A 17,164-nucleotide genomic window follows, 5' to 3' on the forward strand; every position below is an offset into this window, starting at 1 on the left:
ATCTTTCCTCTGGGGTCGAACGGTAATCAGGCCTGCAGCAAACGCTCCAGGCGGGTGACGAAAGCTTCCAGCGGCTGCAGGTTGCGGCCCACCTTGAGGCGAGCCAACACGCCCTGCCAGGCGTCGCTGATGAAGGTGGCGAGGTTGCCGCAGTCCTCGTCGACGGGCAGTTCACCGGCGGCCTGCGCCTGCTCCAGGCAGTCGCGCAGGATCTCCACCGACGCCTGCTGGATGGCCGCGACCTCGGCACCGATCGCCGGCAGCATATCGCTCATCTCGAAACTCAGGCTGCCGATGAAGCAGTGGTACTGCGGCGTGTCCTGGCGGGCGAAGTGCGCCAGCAGGTCGCGGTAGTAAGCGAGGATGCGCGTACGCGGGCTCAGCGCCGGATCATTCAGCGCCTGGCCATAACGCGCCAGCCGCGGCCGATAGATGAAGGCCAGCGCCTGCAGGGCGAAGTCTTCCTTGCTGGCGAAGTAGTGATAGAAGCTGCCCTTGGGAATCCCGGCCGCCTGGACGATTTCCAACACGCCGGTGCCGTGATAACCACGCCGCGTCATCACCGCCGAGCCTTTGCTCAGGATCAGGTCGCGCTTGTCGAGTCGAATGCTGTTCATGGCGCCGAGCATATGACCGGTCGTCTCGCTCGCGACAGCACTATTGATATTGGTGATTAAGGATTAGAAAACGTAGGGCTGCAGCCAGATCAGCGAAGCGAAACGCCCGGTGCGGGCACTGCGGCGATAGGAGTAGAAACGCGTGTCGTTGTAGGTGCACAGCCCACCGCCGCTGACCGCGGTCACGCCGATGGCAGCCAGGCGAATGCGTGCTAGTTGGTAGATATCGGCCATGAACTTGCCAGCATTGGCGCTGGGCAAGAACGCACTGGCAGCCTCGGCATGCTGTCGCACGAAGGCCTCGCGCACTTCTGCTCCCACCTCGAACGCAGCCGGGCCGATGGCCGGACCGAGCCAGACCAGCAACTCATGCGGTGCGACGCCGAGCGCCTGCACGGTCGCCTCCAGCACGCCACCGGCCAACCCGCGCCAACCAGCGTGGGCCGCAGCCACACGGGTGCCGGCGCGATCACAGAACAGGGCTGGCAGGCAGTCGGCCGTCATCGCCGTGCAGGCGATACCAGGCGTGGCCGTCCAGTTGCCATCGGCTTCGATGACCACAGCCGGATTGGCTTCGGCCACCACTATGCCATGCACTTGGCGTAGCCAGGCTGGCTGGCAACCCAAGGCCTCGACCAGATGCTGACGATTGCTCGCCACCGCTGCTGGGGCGTCATCGACATGATCGCCCAGGTTGAAGCTATCGAACGGCGCGGCGCTGACACCGCCACTGCGCGTGGTGACGCAGGCGCGTACGTTGGCCGGCGCAGGCCAATCGGGAATGAGCCAGTCGTGGGCACTCACCCGACGAAGGCCTCGCGATCCTGACGCAACAGGGTCAGCAGCCAGACCAGATCATCCGGCAGCGCCGACTCCCACTTCATGCGTTTGCCAGTGGCCGGGTGATCCAGCTCGAGGAAACGCGCATGCAACGCCTGACGCGGGAACTCCTTGAGGCTCTGCACCAGGGTCGGACTGGCCGCCGGCGGAATGCGGAAACGACCAGCGTAGACCGGATCGCCCACCAGCGGGTAGCCAACGTGGGTCATGTGCACACGAATCTGGTGGGTACGCCCGGTTTCCAGCTTGACCCGTACATGGGTGTGCGAGCGGTAGCGCTCGAGTACGCGATAGTGACTGACCGCCGGCTTGCCGCCATCGGTCACTGCCATACGCTGACGCTGGCTGGAACTGCGGCCAATCGGCGCATCGATGGTACCGCCAGCGGTGATCACGCCGATGCAGATGCATTCATAGATGCGGCTGACAGTGCGCTTCTGCAACTGCTCGACCAGATTGGTCTGCGCCTGCAGGGTCTTGGCCACCACCATCAGGCCGGTGGTGTCCTTGTCCAGGCGATGGACGATACCGGCACGCGGTACGTTGATGATATCCGGCACGTGGTGCAGCAGGGCGTTGAGCAGGGTGCCGTCGGCATGTCCAGCAGCCGGGTGTACCACCAGGCCTGCGGGTTTGTCGATCACCAGCAGGTGTTCGTCTTCATAGACGATGTTCAGTTCGATGTCCTGCGCGATCCACTCGCCCTGCGCTTCCTGCTCGGCATCCAGTACCAGCGTCGAGCCAGCATGCACGGTGTCGCGCGGACGCGCCACGGCGCCATCGACGGTCAGGCGACCTTCCTTGATCCAGGTGGAAAGGCGCGAACGGGAGAACTCGCCAAACAGCTGCGCAGCCACCTGGTCGAGGCGTTGACCGCCCTGTTCAAAGGGGACAATGGCCTGGAGTTGGATCAGCTGTTTGTTTATAGAAGTCATCTTCGGCAACGGCGGGAGCCTGGCCTTTGGTTTCGGCGACAGGCTTGTGGTTAAATACGGCGTCTTTGCCCCAGGGTTTTCCGGGGGCGCTCATCATAACAGGACGGCCGCGCGGCCGTCACAGGGACGCAAGCCGCCATGCAAGTGAAACACCTGCTGCTGATCGCCATCCTCGCCCTTACCGCCGCCTGCTCCTCCAAGCAGCCGGAGGTCGATGAAAACCTCAGCGAGGTGGAGCTGTACCAGCAGGCCCAGGCCGACCTGGACAACCGCAGCTACACCCAGGCCATCGCCAAACTGAAGGCGCTGGAGTCGCGCTATCCGTTCGGGCGCTATGCCGAGCAGGCGCAGCTGGAGCTGATCTACGCCTACTACAAGAATGCCGAGCCGGAGGCCGCCAAGTCGTCCGCCGAGCGCTTCATTCGCCTGCATCCGCAGCACGCCAACGTCGACTACGCCTACTACCTCAAGGGCCTGGCCTCCTTCGACCAGGATCGCGGCCTGCTGGCGCGCTTCCTGCCGCTGGACATGACCAAGCGTGACCCGGGCGCCGCGCGCGATTCCTACAACGAGTTCGCTCAGCTCACCAGCCGCTACCCGACCAGCCGCTACGCGCCGGACGCCAAACAGCGCATGATCTACCTGCGCAACCTGCTGGCCGCCTATGAAGTGCATGTCGCCCACTACTACCTGACCCGCCAGGCCTACGTCGCCGCCGGCAACCGTGGCCGCTACGTGGTGGAAAACTTTCAGGAAACCCCGTCGGTCGGTGACGGCCTGGCAATCATGACCGAGGCTTATCAGCGTCTGTCCCTGGATGATCTGGCTGCCACCAGCCTGGAAACCCTCAAGCTCAACTACCCTGACCATCCGAGCCTGGAAAGCGGCGAGTTCGTACCGCTCGAAGAGGAAGCCGACAACCGCTCCTGGCTGGCCAAGGCCACCCTGGGCCTGATCGAAACCGACACGCCGCTGCCGCCGGGCGAAACCCGCGCTAGCCAGGACGTGGTTCGTCAGTACGAGGAAGCCGAGCAGCAGATACCGCGCGAACTGCAGCAGGACGCCAAGACCGGCGAAACCGCCAAGAAGCGTTCGATCTGGAGCTACCTGACCTTCGGTCTGTTCGACTGAGCGATGCGTGATTGAACAAGGGAGGCTTCGGCCTAATGCTGATCAGTTAAGCGCTGACTGCCTACGACGAGTCTCCTCGCCCCTCTGGCGAGCCATGTTCGGAGAGGGGTAAATGGCCGTTTCGCGGTATTTCGACCCTCTCCCCCAGCCCCTCTCCCGTAAACGGGAGAGGGGAGCCAAACGCGTACAGCCTTAACTGACTGGCATTAGGCTTCGGCCTCCCTTTTTATTGCCCCGGAAACAGCGCACAGCTTGCCACCGCCCCCTGTGCCGCGGACTTCACCTTGGCTAAACTGCCACCCTCAACCAAACAAAAGAGTGCACCATGGGTCTGTTTCGCTTGCTGTTCTGGATCGCCATCATTTTCGCCGCGATCTGGGTTTGGCGCCGCTATATAAGCGCCCCCAAGCGCCCCAGCCAAGCGCAGCGCGAAGATGAACCAGCGCCCATGGTTCGCTGCGCGCACTGTGGCGTGCACATCCCCAAGGCCCAGGCGCTGAGCCAGGATCAGCAGTGGTACTGCAGCCAGGCCCACCTCGAACAAGGCCCGCACACCGGTGACCGCTGACACCAGCGTACAGAACAGCACACAAGGGCAGCGCATCCTCAGGCTCTATCACTTCTATCGCCTGACCATCGGCCTGGCGCTGATCCTGCTGATCTCCAGCAACCTCGACGAGCAGTTGCTGGATGTCGTGCATATCGAGCTGTTTCGCACCGGCAGCTGGGTTTACCTGATCCTCAACATCTTCATCGCCGTACTGGTGCAGAAACCCAAGCACCTGATGCAGCTGTTCAGCCTGGCGCTGGTCGATGTGATCTTTCTCTCGGCCCTGTTCTATGCAGCGGGCGGCACGCCCAGCGGCATCGGCAACCTGCTGGTGGTCGCCGTAGCGATCGCCAACATTCTGCTGCGCGGCCGCGTTGGCCTGTTGATCGCCGCCATCGCCGCGATAGCACTGATCTACCTGACCTTCTACCTCAGCCTCAGCCGCCCGGCTGCCGCCGCCCAGTACGTGCAGGCTGGCGCCCTCGGCGCGCTGTGTTTCGCTGGCGCGTTATTCATCCAGGGCATCACCCGACGCCTGCAGATCAGTGAAACCCTGGCCGAAAAGCGTGCAGCCGACGTAGCCAACCTCGAAGAGCTCAATGCGCAGATCCTGCAACGCATGCGCACCGGCATACTGGTGCTCGACACCCAACACCGAGTGCTGCTGGCCAACCAGGGGGCAACGCAGCTACTGGGCCGTGGCGAACTGACCGGCAAGATCATCGACCCACACTGCCCCGAGCTGGTCAAACGCCTGCAGCAGTGGCTGCACAACCCGACCCTGCGGCCGGAAAGCCTGCAGGCGCAGGTCGATGGCCCGGTGTTGCAACCGAGCTTCATTTCCCTCCAACGCGACGACCAGCAACATATTCTGGTGTTTCTCGATGACATCTCGCAGATCGCCCAGCAGGCCCAGCAACTCAAGCTGGCCTCGCTGGGCCGCCTGACCGCCGGCATCGCCCACGAAATTCGCAACCCGCTCGGCGCCATCAGCCATGCCGCGCAGTTGTTGCAGGAATCGGAAGACCTGCAAGGCCCGGATCAGCGCCTGGCGCAGATCATTCAGGATCACTCCAAACGCATGAACCTGGTGATCGAGAACGTCCTCCAGCTCTCGCGCCGGCGCCAGGCCGAACCGCAACTGCTCGACCTGAAATACTGGCTACACCGCTTCGCCAGCGAATTTCGCAGCTCGGCACCGGCCGACCGGCAGATCCACCTGGAAACCCAGGGCGGCAGCCTGCAGACGCGCATGGATCCACACCAGTTGAACCAGGTACTGACCAATCTGGTACAAAACGGCCTGCGCTACAGCGCCCAGAAGCACCGGCTCGGCCAGGTCTGGCTACGCCTGTTTCGCGACCCGGTCAGCGATCTGCCGGTTCTGGAGATTCTCGACGATGGCCCCGGCGTGCCGCCCGAACAGGAGCAGCATATCTTCGAGCCCTTCTACACCACCGAGAACAAAGGCACCGGCCTCGGCCTGTATATCTCCCGTGAGCTGTGCCAGAGCAACCAGGCCCGCCTCGACTATAAACCTCGCGAAGGGGGCGGCAGTTGCTTCCGCATCACCTTCGCCCACCCGCGCAAACTGAGCTGAACATGAACCGTCAGAGAGCCCTGATCGTCGACGACGAACCCGATATCCGCGAGCTGCTGGAAATCACCCTCGGACGCATGAAGCTGGACACCCGCAGCGCGCGCAACGTCAAGGAAGCGCGTGAATGGCTGGCGCGCGAGCCATTCGACCTGTGCCTGACCGATATGCGCCTGCCCGATGGCACCGGCCTGGATCTGGTGCAGCACATTCAACAACGTCATCCACAGGTACCCGTGGCGATGATCACCGCCTACGGCAGCCTGGACACCGCGATCAACTCGCTCAAGGCCGGCGCCTTCGACTTTCTCACCAAGCCGGTGGACCTCGGCCGCCTGCGCGAACTGGTCGCCACCGCCCTGCGCATTCGCTCGCCCGAAGGCGAAGAGACCCCGGTCGACAGCCGCCTGCTCGGCGACTCGCCACCGATGAAAGCGCTGCGCAAGCAGATCCTGAAACTTTCACGCAGCCAGGCGCCGGTCTATATCAGCGGCGAGTCGGGCAGCGGCAAGGAACTGGTAGCGCGCCTGATTCACGAGCAGGGGCCGCGCGCCGAACAGCCGTTCGTACCGGTCAACTGCGGCGCTATTCCCTCGGAGCTGATGGAGAGCGAGTTCTTCGGCCACAAGAAAGGCAGCTTCACCGGCGCCATCGAAGACAAGCAGGGGCTGTTCCAAGCGGCCAATGGCGGCACCCTGTTCCTCGACGAGGTCGCCGACCTGCCGCTGCCGATGCAGGTCAAACTGCTGCGCGCGATTCAGGAGAAGGCCGTGCGCGCCGTCGGTGGCCAACAGGAAGTGGTGGTCGATGTACGCATCCTCTGCGCCACCCACAAGGATCTGGCAGCCGAAGTCGCAGCTGGCCGTTTCCGTCAGGATCTCTATTACCGCCTCAACGTCATCGAACTGCGCGTGCCACCGCTGCGCGAGCGCCGCGAAGACATCGCGCAACTGGCCGAGGTGATGCTCACGCGCCTGGCCGAAGGCACCGGCCTGGCTGCAGCCAAACTGCATCCCGATGCCTTGGAGAAGCTGAAGAACTACCGTTTTCCCGGTAACGTGCGCGAGCTGGAAAACATGCTCGAACGCGCCTACACACTGTGCGAAGACGATCAGATCACGCCCAGCGACCTACGCCTGGCCGACGCCAGCGGCCCCGGCAACGAAGGCGGCGAAGCCAGCCTGGCGCAGATCGACAACCTCGAGGACTACCTCGAGGACATCGAACGCAAACTGATCATGCAGGCACTGGAAGAAACCCGCTGGAACCGCACGGCGGCCGCGCAACGCCTGGGCCTGACCTTCCGCTCGATGCGCTACCGCCTGAAGAAGCTGGGTATCGACTGAACCCCGAGATCACGCTTGTGTAGGAGTCGGCTTGCCGGCGATCAAGACCGCCTGCGCCGTCCCCTGCAAGCGTTGACGAGCCTCTACTGCAACCGCCCTGCCGGCGCATAAGGTACCGGATCGATAATCGGCTCACGCCCGAGCATCAGATCAGCCAGCAACTGGCAGGATGCCGGCGCCAGCACCAACCCATTACGGAAGTGCCCACAGTTCAGCCATAGGCCCGGGTGCCCAGGCACCTCGCCGATAAAGGGAATGCCTTCCGGCGAGCCGGGCCGCAAGCCGGCCCAATGCCCGACCACCTCGGCATCCTTGAGTGCAGGCAACAATTCTTCGGCCGAGGCTTTCAGGCTTTCCAACGCGTTATCGGTCGGCGTTTTGTCGAACCCCGCATACTCCAGCGTGCTGCCAATCAGGATATGCCCATCACGCCGCGGGATCGCATAGCGCCCCTTGGCCAATACCATGCTTGGCAGAAAATCCTCGGCGCACTTGTAGAGAATCATCTGCCCCTTCACAGGTTCAACTGGTAACTCCAGCCCAAGCGTCCCGAGCAACTCGCCACTCCAGGCGCCAGCCGCCAATACCACACGCTCAGCCCGAATCTCGCCGGCAGCCGTGGTCACACCGCAGATCCGCTCGCCCTCCCGAATAAAGCCGGTAACCGGACAATGCTCACGCAGCTCGACGTTGGGCATCGCCGTCAATGCCGCCCGCAGCGCTTTGACCAACCGGGGATTACGCACATTGGCCACACCCGGCATATGAATGGCGCGCTGGAAACCGCCACCCAGAACAGGCACCTGCTGATAAGCCTCAACGATATCCACCGGAAACAGCGGACGCCCTTCGCGCTGGGCCCAAGCCAAGGCTTCGGCCTCGTCATCCAGATCCAGCCAATACAACCCGGTGACGTGCACCTCGGGATCGACGCCTGTCTCGCCCAACAAGCGCCGACTAAAACCTGGGTAGAAATCCTGCGACCAATGCGCCAGCGCCGTCACCGCCGCGCTGTAGCGCCAGGGGTAGAGCGGCGAGACGATCCCGCCGCCGGCCCAGGAGGATTCGCGGCCGACCTGCCCGGATGACTCGACGAGCAGCACACGCAAGCCAGCCTTCGCCAATTGATAACTGCTCAACAGACCGATAACACCACCGCCAACCACCACAACGTCCATCCTCACGCCTCATCTCGCATCCGAACACTTGACACCCCGCCGTCCTGTTCTAAACAGAACATAGCGGTCAGGAAGGCCGCATCATACGTGCAAAAGGAATTGCCCCATGGATCGGAAGCAACAGAAAGCTATGAGCCTTGCCGAACTCCTGATCGCCCTGGCTCTGCTCGGCACCCTCTTCGGCCTCGCCATCCCTGGGTTCGGCAAGCTTCTTCAGGACAACCGCGACGAAGCCTTGCGCAATCTGCTCCATAGCCAAATCCAGCAAACCCGCGCACAAGCCGTCATCAACAACCAACAGTATCGGCTATGCGGCTCCAGCGATGGCATCACCTGCAACGGTGACTGGCAGAAGCACTGGCTGATCACCACAACTTCCCCACCCCAGCTTCATCACCTACAGCAACTACCTGCCAATAACGGCCTATGCTGGCGCGGCCTCGGCAAGGACATCCGCTTTCAACCAAATGGCACCACCTACGCCAATAACGGCCGCTTCACCCTATGTCGAGACGGGAAAACGGTCTGGGCACTGACGATCAATCGCCAGGGACGGGTACGGGATTCCAGCGCCGAAATGCGCCCTGGCTGCTGCTCAACCAGCCATACCGATACTTGAACCACTCATCCCCCTTGCAGCAGACAAGCGCAGGCCGGCTAGGCAGTATTTCGCTGTCCCAATGTATCCAGAGCCAACACCATGCCTTATGCCAAGGACAGCAAGCTGCTTGCCACACGCTCCCCCCTGAATAAGAGGGTGAGCGGTTTCACCTTGATCGAGCTCATGGTCACGCTCGCCGTATTGGCCATATTCATCTCCATCGCGGTTCCGTCGTTCACTCGCCTGATCGAAAACAACCGCGTCACCGCCACCGCCAACGAATTCCATGCCCTGTTGCTATCGGCGCGTAGCGATGCGGTGACCACACGCTCGAAGATAACCGTAACCCGGAGCGGCAACACCTGGAGCAGTGGCAATCGCAGCATGGAGATTCCCTCCAACGTGACCGTGAACGCCAGTACCACCAGCATCGACTTCAATCTCAACGGCACAGCCACAGCCTCCACCACCTCCTTCGCCAGTAGCAGCCTATCCTTCACCGTCTCCACCCAGGCGGCCGGGTTCATCAGGAAAGTTCAGGACTGAACATGAACAGCGCTCACAACAATCGCGGTTTCAGCATGATCGAAGTCCTCGTCACCATCGTGCTCATCAGCATCGGTGTGCTGGGGCTGGTCGCCTTGCAGGGGCGCACCATCGTCTATACCCAGGACTCGACCCAACGCAACATCGCCGCCATGCTCGCCGAGGACTTGCAGGAAATGATGCGCGCCGACCTCGACAAGGTCATCGCCAACGGCCTGCCACGTGCAGAATCCGGCTACTACAAGGCCAAGACGGCTGACTTCCCCGACCCAGCGGACGACTGCTCCTCCCTTGCCACCGCTACCGCTCAACAACGACTGGGTTGCTGGGCGGAAAAGGTCAAGGCCAACCTGCCAGGCGCACAAGCCCTCATGGCAGATGATGCCAAGAAGGCCGCATTCCACATATGTCGGACCAAAACCTCCGGTTCTTGCACAGGTGATGGCTCCACCATCGAAATCCAGCTCGCTTGGGCCGTCAAAGGCGGGGAGTGCCTAGACGATAGCAACAACGAATACTGCACCTACGCCGTGCGTACGGAGTTCTGAGCATGTTCCCGACACTTTCCCGAAACCAGCGTGGCCTGTCCCTGGTCGAGCTGATGGTCGCCATGGCCATCAGCAGCTTCCTGATTCTGGGCGTTACCCAGATATACATCGACAACAAGCGCAACTACATCTACCAACAGGGTCAAGGCGAGAACCTGGAAAATGGCCGGTTCGCCCTCATGCTGATCGGTGAACGCCTATCCAAGGCCGGTTACCGCCGCAACCCGGCCCTTGGCATGGATGTAGCGTTCCCCTCGCAAACAGGCGCCAACAATACCTCAACCGGCGATATCTCGAACTGTGTGTTTGCTGCGGGCCAGACTGTCGTACGCATAAATGGCTCCACCCTGTGCCTGCGCTACCAGCCCCGGGATGAAAACGAAACTAACTGCCTGGGCAATACCTTCCCCGGTAGTAGCAACCTCAGCACCCCCTACGACAGCGACACCACACAGGCGCACTTCACCAGCAGCGAGATCATGATCGAGAAGCTCGTTCTGGAGAACGGCTCACTCAAATGCAATGGTCAGGAGCTGGTCAGCAACATCGCTGGCCTGTACTTCGACTACGGCGTCAACAGTGATATCTCCCTGCTAAGAGTCGACGAGTACACCGCCACTCCGGACGCCGGCGATATCGTTCGTGCCCTGCGTTATTCCGCACTGCTGGTCGCCACCCCCAGCAACCTGACCCAGGGCGTCGACAGCAAGGTGTGCACCAACCCGGACAACACAGACAATGTCGGTGACTGGGCAAACCTCACCGGCCAGCCGCTCACCTGTGAGGCCGGCCGGCTCTACCAGATGGTAAGCGGCAGTTCGACCTTGAGGAACCTGATGCCATGAACGTTTCCCCCCGCCAACACCAACACGGCGCCGTGCTGGTGATCGCCCTGGTCATGCTGCTGATCATCACCCTGCTGGGTATCGGCAGCATGCGTGAAGTCATGCTGGAGAGCCGCATCACCGGCAACCTGATCGAGCAGAAACGCCTGCACAACGCCGCCGAATCGGCCCAGCGTGAAGCGGAAAGACGAATCGGCGCAGCAGCGGCTATCGAAGACTGCTTACAGGTCAGCGACATACCGTGCTATCTCGGCAAAGCTGAGGATTACGATTACGACTTCAACGATGCAGAGGACTACAAGGGTCTCAGCAATGACACCACGCTGGAACGCGAAGCCCGCTGGTACATCCGCTTCATTGGCGGCCCCTTTAATGCCGGGGGCGGCGGCACCAATGACGCCGGCAATGCCGGTGGCGCACTGGCCGGCATAGATACGGCAGAGTCGGGAAGTAGCTTCTTCTACGAAGTCAACGCTCAAGCCTACAAGGATGGCGACGCGAGCGACACCTGCACCGCCGCCACCCTCTGCCTGACTTCGACCACTTTGCTCATCAAGAAATGAGTCGCCAGGAGAATTTTATGATCCCGCGCATTGCACCCTTTGCCCTTGGCACTCTGCTTGGCCTCAACGTCGGTCTGCCCGTAGCCTGGGCCGATAGTGGCTCACTCGTTCAAACCCCTCTTTTCGTCACCGGCTCCGTCCCGCCACTGAACATGCTGGTGATGAGCCGTGACCACACGTTGTATTACGAGGCCTATAACGACGCCTCCGACCTTGATGGGGACGGCGTGATAGATGTCGGCTACAACCCCCAGATCAACTATTACGGCTATTTCAACAGCAACGTCTGCTATGACTACACGGGCAACACCGGTGCCGCCAACAGCCAGGCAGCAGCAGGCGGTAGATTCGTTCCCACCTCCAAAGCCACCGGGGACAACGGCAAGCAATGCAGCGGTCGCTGGAGCGGCGACTTCCTCAATTACCTGACCACCTCACGCATGGATGCCATGCGCCGCGTGCTCTATGGCGGCCGGCGCAGCGTGGACACCACAACAAGCACAATACTTGAAGCAGCCTATATTCCACGCGATGGCCATGCGTGGGGTAAATCGTATGACCCCAAGAGGGATACATACAATATCAATCACTATGCGCCATCACTGGGCAACCCGGCCAACAATAAACGGCATCTATTTGCCGTTACCACCATGGGCGTCGAAGCAACTAACCGGACACAGTTGCGGGTACTCAAAGATACCGACTGGCAGGTATGGGACTGGGTATCCAGAGAAAGCAGCAATGGGCAAGGTGGACAAAAGTGTGGTTCGTCGGGCCAGACAGCAAGCAACGGCAAGTCAGGCGTTCACGACTGCGGAACGACTATCGGCTATAACGTCCGGGTCGAAACCTGCACCGGAGTAGCAGAGGATCTGCGCGACGAAAACTGCAAACTCTATCCCAACCAAACGGGCAACCCGATTTATAAACCCACAGGCCTGCTGCACGACTTCGGTGAAAGCGAAGAAATGCACTTCGGCCTGCTAACCGGCTCATATCAGAAAAATATCGCTGGCGGCATTCTGCGCCGCAATATCAGCAACTTTACCGAGGAAGTAAACTCGCAAACTGGTGTATTCACCAATGTGAACGGCATCGTCGCCAACATCGACCGCCTGAAAGTCATCGACTTCAATAACAGCAATTTCTACGACGGTTGCAACTGGAACTCTGCCTATAAAGGCAACCCCATTGACTACACAGGCGGCAACTCCGCTGATTGCGCCATGTGGGGCAACCCGGTGGCGGAAATGATGTTCGAAACGCTGCGTTACTTCAGTGGTGCCACTGCGGCTCACTCGCTCTACGACTATGGCAGCGGTGCCAGCAAGGATAACACCCACAACCTGGCGAAACCCACATGGAAGCCACCTTACACCGCCGAGAACAATGGTGGTGGTGGTTATCCGCGCTGCGCTCGCCCGGTCATGACCGTACTCAGCGACATCAACCCATCCTACGACTACAAGCTGCCGGGCAGTCGCTACCAGTCCATCGCGGCCGATGCCACTGCTTTGTCGGACTTCAACGTCTCAACCGAGGTCGACGCCATTGGCGCCAGCGAAGGCATCCACGGTAACGATTACTTTATCGGCCAGTCAGCATCGGCCAATGCCGATGATGCGCCTACTCCCAAGACCATCGACGCCCTGTCCTGGGCCCGTGGCCTTGCCCCCGAGGAGCCAAGCAAACGCGGCACCTACTATTCAGCCGGGGTAGCTCGCTATGGGGCCACGAACAAGATTGCTGGTACCGGCGCCAAAAAGAACGAGGTCATGACCTATGCGGTAGCCTTGGCGTCACCGCTACCGCAGATCCGTATTCCTGTCGGCAATAGTCATGTCACCGTTGTCCCCTTTGCCAAGTCCGTTCGCTCATCTATTGGTGACGCAAACCGTGATATCAATATCAATCGGTTCGTCCCCACCAACCCGGTCGTCGATTACTACGTTATCAAGATGGCCAACACCGGCACGGAGGATACGGACCTCACCGAAAATGGCGGGTTCCCCTACGCAAAGTTCCTTATCAACTATGAGGACATGGAAGTCGGCTCCGACCATGATATGGACGCCATCGCCGAATATACCGTGAAGTGGGATAATGCTCTGAAGAAAGTTGTGGTAGAGGTCAAGACCACCTTCAAAGCCGGCTCCACCGTGCAGCAGATGGGCTATGTAATTTCCGGCACCAGCAAGGATGGTATCTATATCGATATCCAGGATCTAAACAACAACAATGTGTTCTATCCGCTCAATACACCAGCCAATCAAGATCCTGGCTACTGTGTCGGTAAAGACAATAACAATAGTTGCAAGAACCTGCCCAATACTGCCAGCCGTACCTTCACCCCCAACTCCAGCGGGTCTATGGACAACTTTCTCAAAGACCCACTTTGGTATGCCGCCAAATACGGCATGCCGGGCAGAGCCCCTGCCGAGGTCTCGGGCGACCCCAGCAACTACTTCCTGGTGACCAACGCCCTGACCCTTAAAGATCAGCTGACCACGGCTTTCAACGACACATTGCAACGCAACAGCAGCGTCACCTCACCCACCATCAGCACCGAAGGTAGCGTGGTCGAGGATGATGACCGCACGTTCGCCTATACCACCAGCTTCGATGTGAAAGACTGGAGCGGTACACTGAAAAAAGTCAGCATTCGCAACCCTGGAGAAACCGATGGAGAATGGACAGTCAACTCGACTCCAGCCAACAGCGAAGGGCGGAAGATAATATTTTCCAAGGAAGGCACCCTAACCCCATTCCTCTGGAACAATCTGAGCGAAGCTCAGCAAGCACTGCTCAACACCGCCCCGAATGGCACAACCGACACCCTCGGCGCATCCCGTGTGAATACTCTTCGCAACGGAAAGCTCGGCGACATCGTCAACTCTTCGCCGCTGCTGGTCTCGGGTGCAAACTACTCCATCAGTAATGCCAACGCCTTGGAAGGCAGCGATAACTACGACACCTACAGAACCGGCCAGTTCGGCAAGGGCACAATCTATGTCGGTGCCAATGACGGCATGCTACATGCCTTCGATGCCGCAACCGGCGCGGAGCGCTTCGCCTTCATTCCCAGTGCGGTGATCAAGAACCTGCCAGTACTCACTGCCTCCGACTACGGTCAGGAAGGCGGCACCCCGCACCGCTACTTCGTCGATGGTTCACCGGTAGCGCGTGACGTGTACTTTGATGGGCAATGGCGCAAGGTACTGCTCGGCAGCCTCGGCGCCGGTGGCCGCGCCGTGTTTGCCTTGGACGTGACCGATCCGGACGATCCCACATTACTCTGGGAGTTCAGCAACGAGGATAATGCGGACATGGGCTACAGCGTACCCACGCCCGGCATCTTCCGCCTGCACACCGGCGAGTGGGCCGCTCTGGTTCCCAATGGCTACGACAGTGGCAGTAACGCTGCCGTGCTCTTCGTACTCAACATCCAGACCGGTGAAATCATCAAGAAGCTAACCGCCCTACCGGAGCTGGCAGAGAATGAAACAGTCGACAGCCTGCGCAACGGTCTGTCTCGCGTCATGGGCTTCGACATCAACAATGACGGTATCGTCGACTATGCCTATGCCGGCGACTTGCTCGGCAACCTGTGGCGTTTCGATTTGATCGATACCACATCGGACACTCCGTTCGCCCCTACCGAGAATGGTATAGCAGCCAGCAAGCTTGAGGTTTCCTTCGGTGGCGCACCGCTCTACGTGGCCCGCAATGGCGCTGGCAAACGCCAGCCGATCACTGCGGCGCCCCTGTTAACTCGGCATCCGAGCGGTCTCGGCTACATCGTGACCTTTGGCACAGGGCGCTACCTGACCACCCCTGACAAGAGCGATAGCAGCTTTCAAAGCCTGTACGGCATATGGGATCGCAATACGGCGGGGCAGAACATCAATACCTCGCCGACAGCGAACAGAAGCCGCAGCAACCTGCAAGTGCAGACATTCACCGAAACCAGCTTCGATGGCCGGACGACCTATAGCCTTTCCCAGAATGCCGTGAGCTGGTACGACAACGACAACAATGTCAATGAATGGGGCTGGTACCTCGATTTCCCCAAAGAAGGTGAACGCCTGATCTACAACATGCGGATGCTGGGCAATACCCAGTTGCTGACCACTATGACCCCTACCGAGGATCCTTGTGAAGCCGGGCTGACCGGCACCGCCTACGGGATCAATTCGACCACAGGCGGCGCCACTCTTTATGCAACGTTCGATCTGGATGGCGACGGTGAATATGATCCCAATATCTCCGGCTTCATCTTCGACGGCGGCGACTTCAGCATCTCCCGTGGCAGCATCTACGTGAACGACGGCGGCGACAGCGGCGTCGAGAGTTACGCCGTAAATGCCGGCCTGACGGAAGGCCGTCAAACCTGGCGGCAACTACCAACAGAGGAATGATCCAGTGCTCTACAGCCACGACCATCGCCAGAGCGGCTTCACCCTGATCGAAGTAATGATCACCGTGGTAGTCATCGGCATACTGGCCTCGATTGCCTATCCAAGCTATCAGGAGTTCGTCAAACGCGGTAACCGCACCGAAGGCCAGGCGTTCCTCAGCGAGGTCGCCGCCCGTCAGGAGCGTTACTTCGCGCAAAACAACGAATACATCACTTCCGACAGCGACATAGGCAAGCTCAACCTGAAGAATGGCAGCACATCGGAGACAGGTAAATATGAGCTGTCTATCGATGAACACGCCGGCGATGGCGGTTATACGCTGACAGCTGAGGAGCAGTTCAACGACACTGCCTGCGGCAACCTGACCCTGACCGCAACAGGCGTCAAAGGTGTAAGCGGTAGTAAGAGCGCGGCAGACTGCTGGAAATAAACCCGCCCCCACACCAACTAATAAAAAGCCCGATCCATAGATCGGGCTTTTCATTTACAGCGCCTTGACCCGCAACTCCTTCGGCATGGAGAAAGTGATGTTCTCCGGCCGCCCATCCAGCTCGGTCTCCCCCACCGCGCCCCAGGCGCGCAGCTGTTCGACCACGCCGCGCACCAGCACTTCCGGAGCGGAGGCGCCCGCAGTGATACCAACGCCCTGCGCCCCCTCGAACCACTCGGCACGCATGTCTTCGGCCCCATCGATCAGGTAGGCCGGCGTGCCCATGCGTTCGGCCAGTTCGCGCAGGCGATTGGAGTTGGAGCTGTTCGGGCTACCGACCACCAACAGTACATCGCAGTCGCTGGCCAGCTGCTTGACCGCGTCCTGGCGGTTCTGTGTGGCGTAGCAGATGTCGTCCTTGCGCGGGCCGCCAATGGCGGGAAACTTGGTGCGCAGGGCGTCGATCACCTTGCTGGTATCGTCCATCGACAGGGTGGTCTGGGTGACGAACGCCAGGTTCTCGGGGTTGCGCACCTGCAGCTCGGCGACGTCCGTCTCGTCTTCCACCAAATAGATGGCGCCACCATTGCTGACGTCGTACTGGCCCATGGTGCCTTCGACTTCCGGATGGCCTTCGTGGCCGATAAGGATGCACTCGCGGCCTTCACGGCTGTAACGCACCACTTCCATATGTACCTTGGTCACCAGCGGGCAGGTGGCGTCGAATACCTTGAGGCCACGACGCGCCGCTTCGTCGCGCACGGCCTTGGAGACGCCATGAGCACTGAAGATGACGATGACGTCGTCCGGCACCTGATCCAGCTCTTCGACGAACACCGCGCCACGGGCACGCAGGTCTTCGACCACGAATTTGTTGTGCACCACTTCATGGCGTACATAGATCGGCGGGCCGAAGACTTCCAGCGCGCGGTTGACGATTTCGATGGCGCGATCGACACCGGCGCAGAAGCCTCGGGGATTGGCGAGTTTGATATGCATGCTGGCTGTCTCGGTATTGA

At 60.5% G+C, this 17,164-nt stretch carries 16 protein-coding genes; 11 read left to right on the forward strand and 5 right to left on the reverse strand.

The genetic code is table 11. The features are described 5' to 3' along the window. Nucleotides 1-26: 26 nt before the first annotated feature. The 3 genes from N5J71_RS13880 to rluD form a co-directional block, all read right to left on the reverse strand. Complete coding sequence (locus tag N5J71_RS13880) at nt 27-617, reverse strand: TetR/AcrR family transcriptional regulator (RefSeq protein ID WP_279917057.1); 591 nt, start codon at nt 615-617, stop codon at nt 27-29. 63 nt (nt 618-680) lie between these two features. Beyond that, nucleotides 681-1,421, reverse strand: coding sequence for a peptidoglycan editing factor PgeF (gene pgeF / locus N5J71_RS13885; RefSeq protein WP_279917058.1), 741 nt, complete (start codon nt 1,419-1,421; stop codon nt 681-683). Continuing rightward, the gene (gene rluD, locus N5J71_RS13890) at nt 1,418-2,392 is read right to left on the reverse strand and encodes a 23S rRNA pseudouridine(1911/1915/1917) synthase RluD (protein WP_278326179.1); all 975 of its coding nucleotides are present in this window, start codon (nt 2,390-2,392) and stop codon (nt 1,418-1,420) included. The genes pgeF and rluD overlap by 4 nt, the downstream gene beginning before the upstream one ends. A gap of 138 nt (nt 2,393-2,530) precedes the next feature. On the opposite strand from rluD, the gene N5J71_RS13895 reads away from it, so the two are divergent. The 4 genes from N5J71_RS13895 to N5J71_RS13910 all read left to right on the forward strand — a co-directional run bounded on the left by N5J71_RS13895 (nt 2,531) and on the right by N5J71_RS13910 (nt 7,016). Beyond that, complete coding sequence (locus N5J71_RS13895; RefSeq protein ID WP_021488146.1) at nt 2,531-3,523, forward strand: outer membrane protein assembly factor BamD; 993 nt, start codon at nt 2,531-2,533, stop codon at nt 3,521-3,523. 325 nt (nt 3,524-3,848) lie between these two features. Continuing rightward, nucleotides 3,849-4,091 (forward strand): PP0621 family protein, encoded by a 243-nt coding sequence (locus tag N5J71_RS13900; RefSeq protein ID WP_003459426.1) that lies wholly within the window; start codon nt 3,849-3,851, stop codon nt 4,089-4,091. Further along, entirely contained in the window at nt 4,081-5,673 is a 1,593-nt protein-coding gene (locus N5J71_RS13905; protein WP_279917060.1) for a two-component system sensor histidine kinase NtrB, read from the forward strand. The genes N5J71_RS13900 and N5J71_RS13905 overlap by 11 nt, the downstream gene beginning before the upstream one ends. 2 nt (nt 5,674-5,675) lie before the next feature. After that, a complete protein-coding gene (locus N5J71_RS13910) occupies nt 5,676-7,016 on the forward strand; it encodes a sigma-54-dependent transcriptional regulator (RefSeq protein WP_279917061.1) in 1,341 nt (446 codons plus the stop codon). A gap of 83 nt (nt 7,017-7,099) precedes the next feature. On the opposite strand, the gene thiO is transcribed toward N5J71_RS13910, so the two are convergent. After that, a complete protein-coding gene (gene thiO / locus N5J71_RS13915) occupies nt 7,100-8,194 on the reverse strand; it encodes a glycine oxidase ThiO (protein ID WP_279917094.1) in 1,095 nt (364 codons plus the stop codon). Between the two features lie 106 nt (nt 8,195-8,300). On the opposite strand from thiO, the gene N5J71_RS13920 reads away from it, so the two are divergent. The 7 genes from N5J71_RS13920 (at nt 8,301) to N5J71_RS13950 (ending at nt 16,145) form a co-directional block, all read left to right on the forward strand. Then, entirely contained in the window at nt 8,301-8,813 is a 513-nt protein-coding gene (locus N5J71_RS13920) for a GspH/FimT family protein (protein ID WP_279870726.1), read from the forward strand. Nucleotides 8,814-8,894: 81 nt separating this feature from the next. Next, nucleotides 8,895-9,341, forward strand: a complete 447-nt coding sequence (locus N5J71_RS13925; RefSeq protein WP_279870725.1) for a pilus assembly FimT family protein — start codon at nt 8,895-8,897, stop codon at nt 9,339-9,341. 2 nt (nt 9,342-9,343) lie between these two features. Further along, nucleotides 9,344-9,889 carry a type IV pilus modification protein PilV gene (gene pilV, locus N5J71_RS13930; RefSeq protein ID WP_279870724.1) on the forward strand — a complete coding sequence of 182 codons (546 nt, stop codon included), beginning with the start codon at nt 9,344-9,346 and terminating at the stop codon, nt 9,887-9,889. A 2-nt stretch (nt 9,890-9,891) separates the two neighbouring features. Next, nucleotides 9,892-10,734, forward strand: a complete 843-nt coding sequence (locus N5J71_RS13935) for a PilW family protein (protein WP_279870723.1) — start codon at nt 9,892-9,894, stop codon at nt 10,732-10,734. Next, entirely contained in the window at nt 10,731-11,297 is a 567-nt protein-coding gene (locus N5J71_RS13940) for a pilus assembly PilX family protein (protein WP_279870722.1), read from the forward strand. Before N5J71_RS13935 ends, N5J71_RS13940 begins: the two co-directional genes overlap by 4 nt. 17 nt (nt 11,298-11,314) lie before the next feature. Beyond that, a complete protein-coding gene (locus N5J71_RS13945) occupies nt 11,315-15,715 on the forward strand; it encodes a pilus assembly protein (protein ID WP_279917062.1) in 4,401 nt (1,466 codons plus the stop codon). Nucleotides 15,716-15,719: 4 nt separating this feature from the next. Then, on the forward strand, nt 15,720-16,145 hold the full coding sequence (locus tag N5J71_RS13950) for a type IV pilin protein (protein ID WP_279917063.1): 426 nt from the start codon (nt 15,720-15,722) through the stop codon (nt 16,143-16,145). A gap of 54 nt (nt 16,146-16,199) precedes the next feature. Here N5J71_RS13950 and ispH read toward each other — a convergent pair whose 3' ends face one another. Further along, nucleotides 16,200-17,144 (reverse strand): 4-hydroxy-3-methylbut-2-enyl diphosphate reductase, encoded by a 945-nt coding sequence (gene ispH, locus N5J71_RS13955; protein WP_279917064.1) that lies wholly within the window; start codon nt 17,142-17,144, stop codon nt 16,200-16,202. Nucleotides 17,145-17,164: the final 20 nt, after the last annotated feature.

Source organism: Ectopseudomonas oleovorans, assembly GCF_029845265.1.
Lineage (GTDB): Bacteria > Pseudomonadota > Gammaproteobacteria > Pseudomonadales > Pseudomonadaceae > Aquipseudomonas > Aquipseudomonas oleovorans.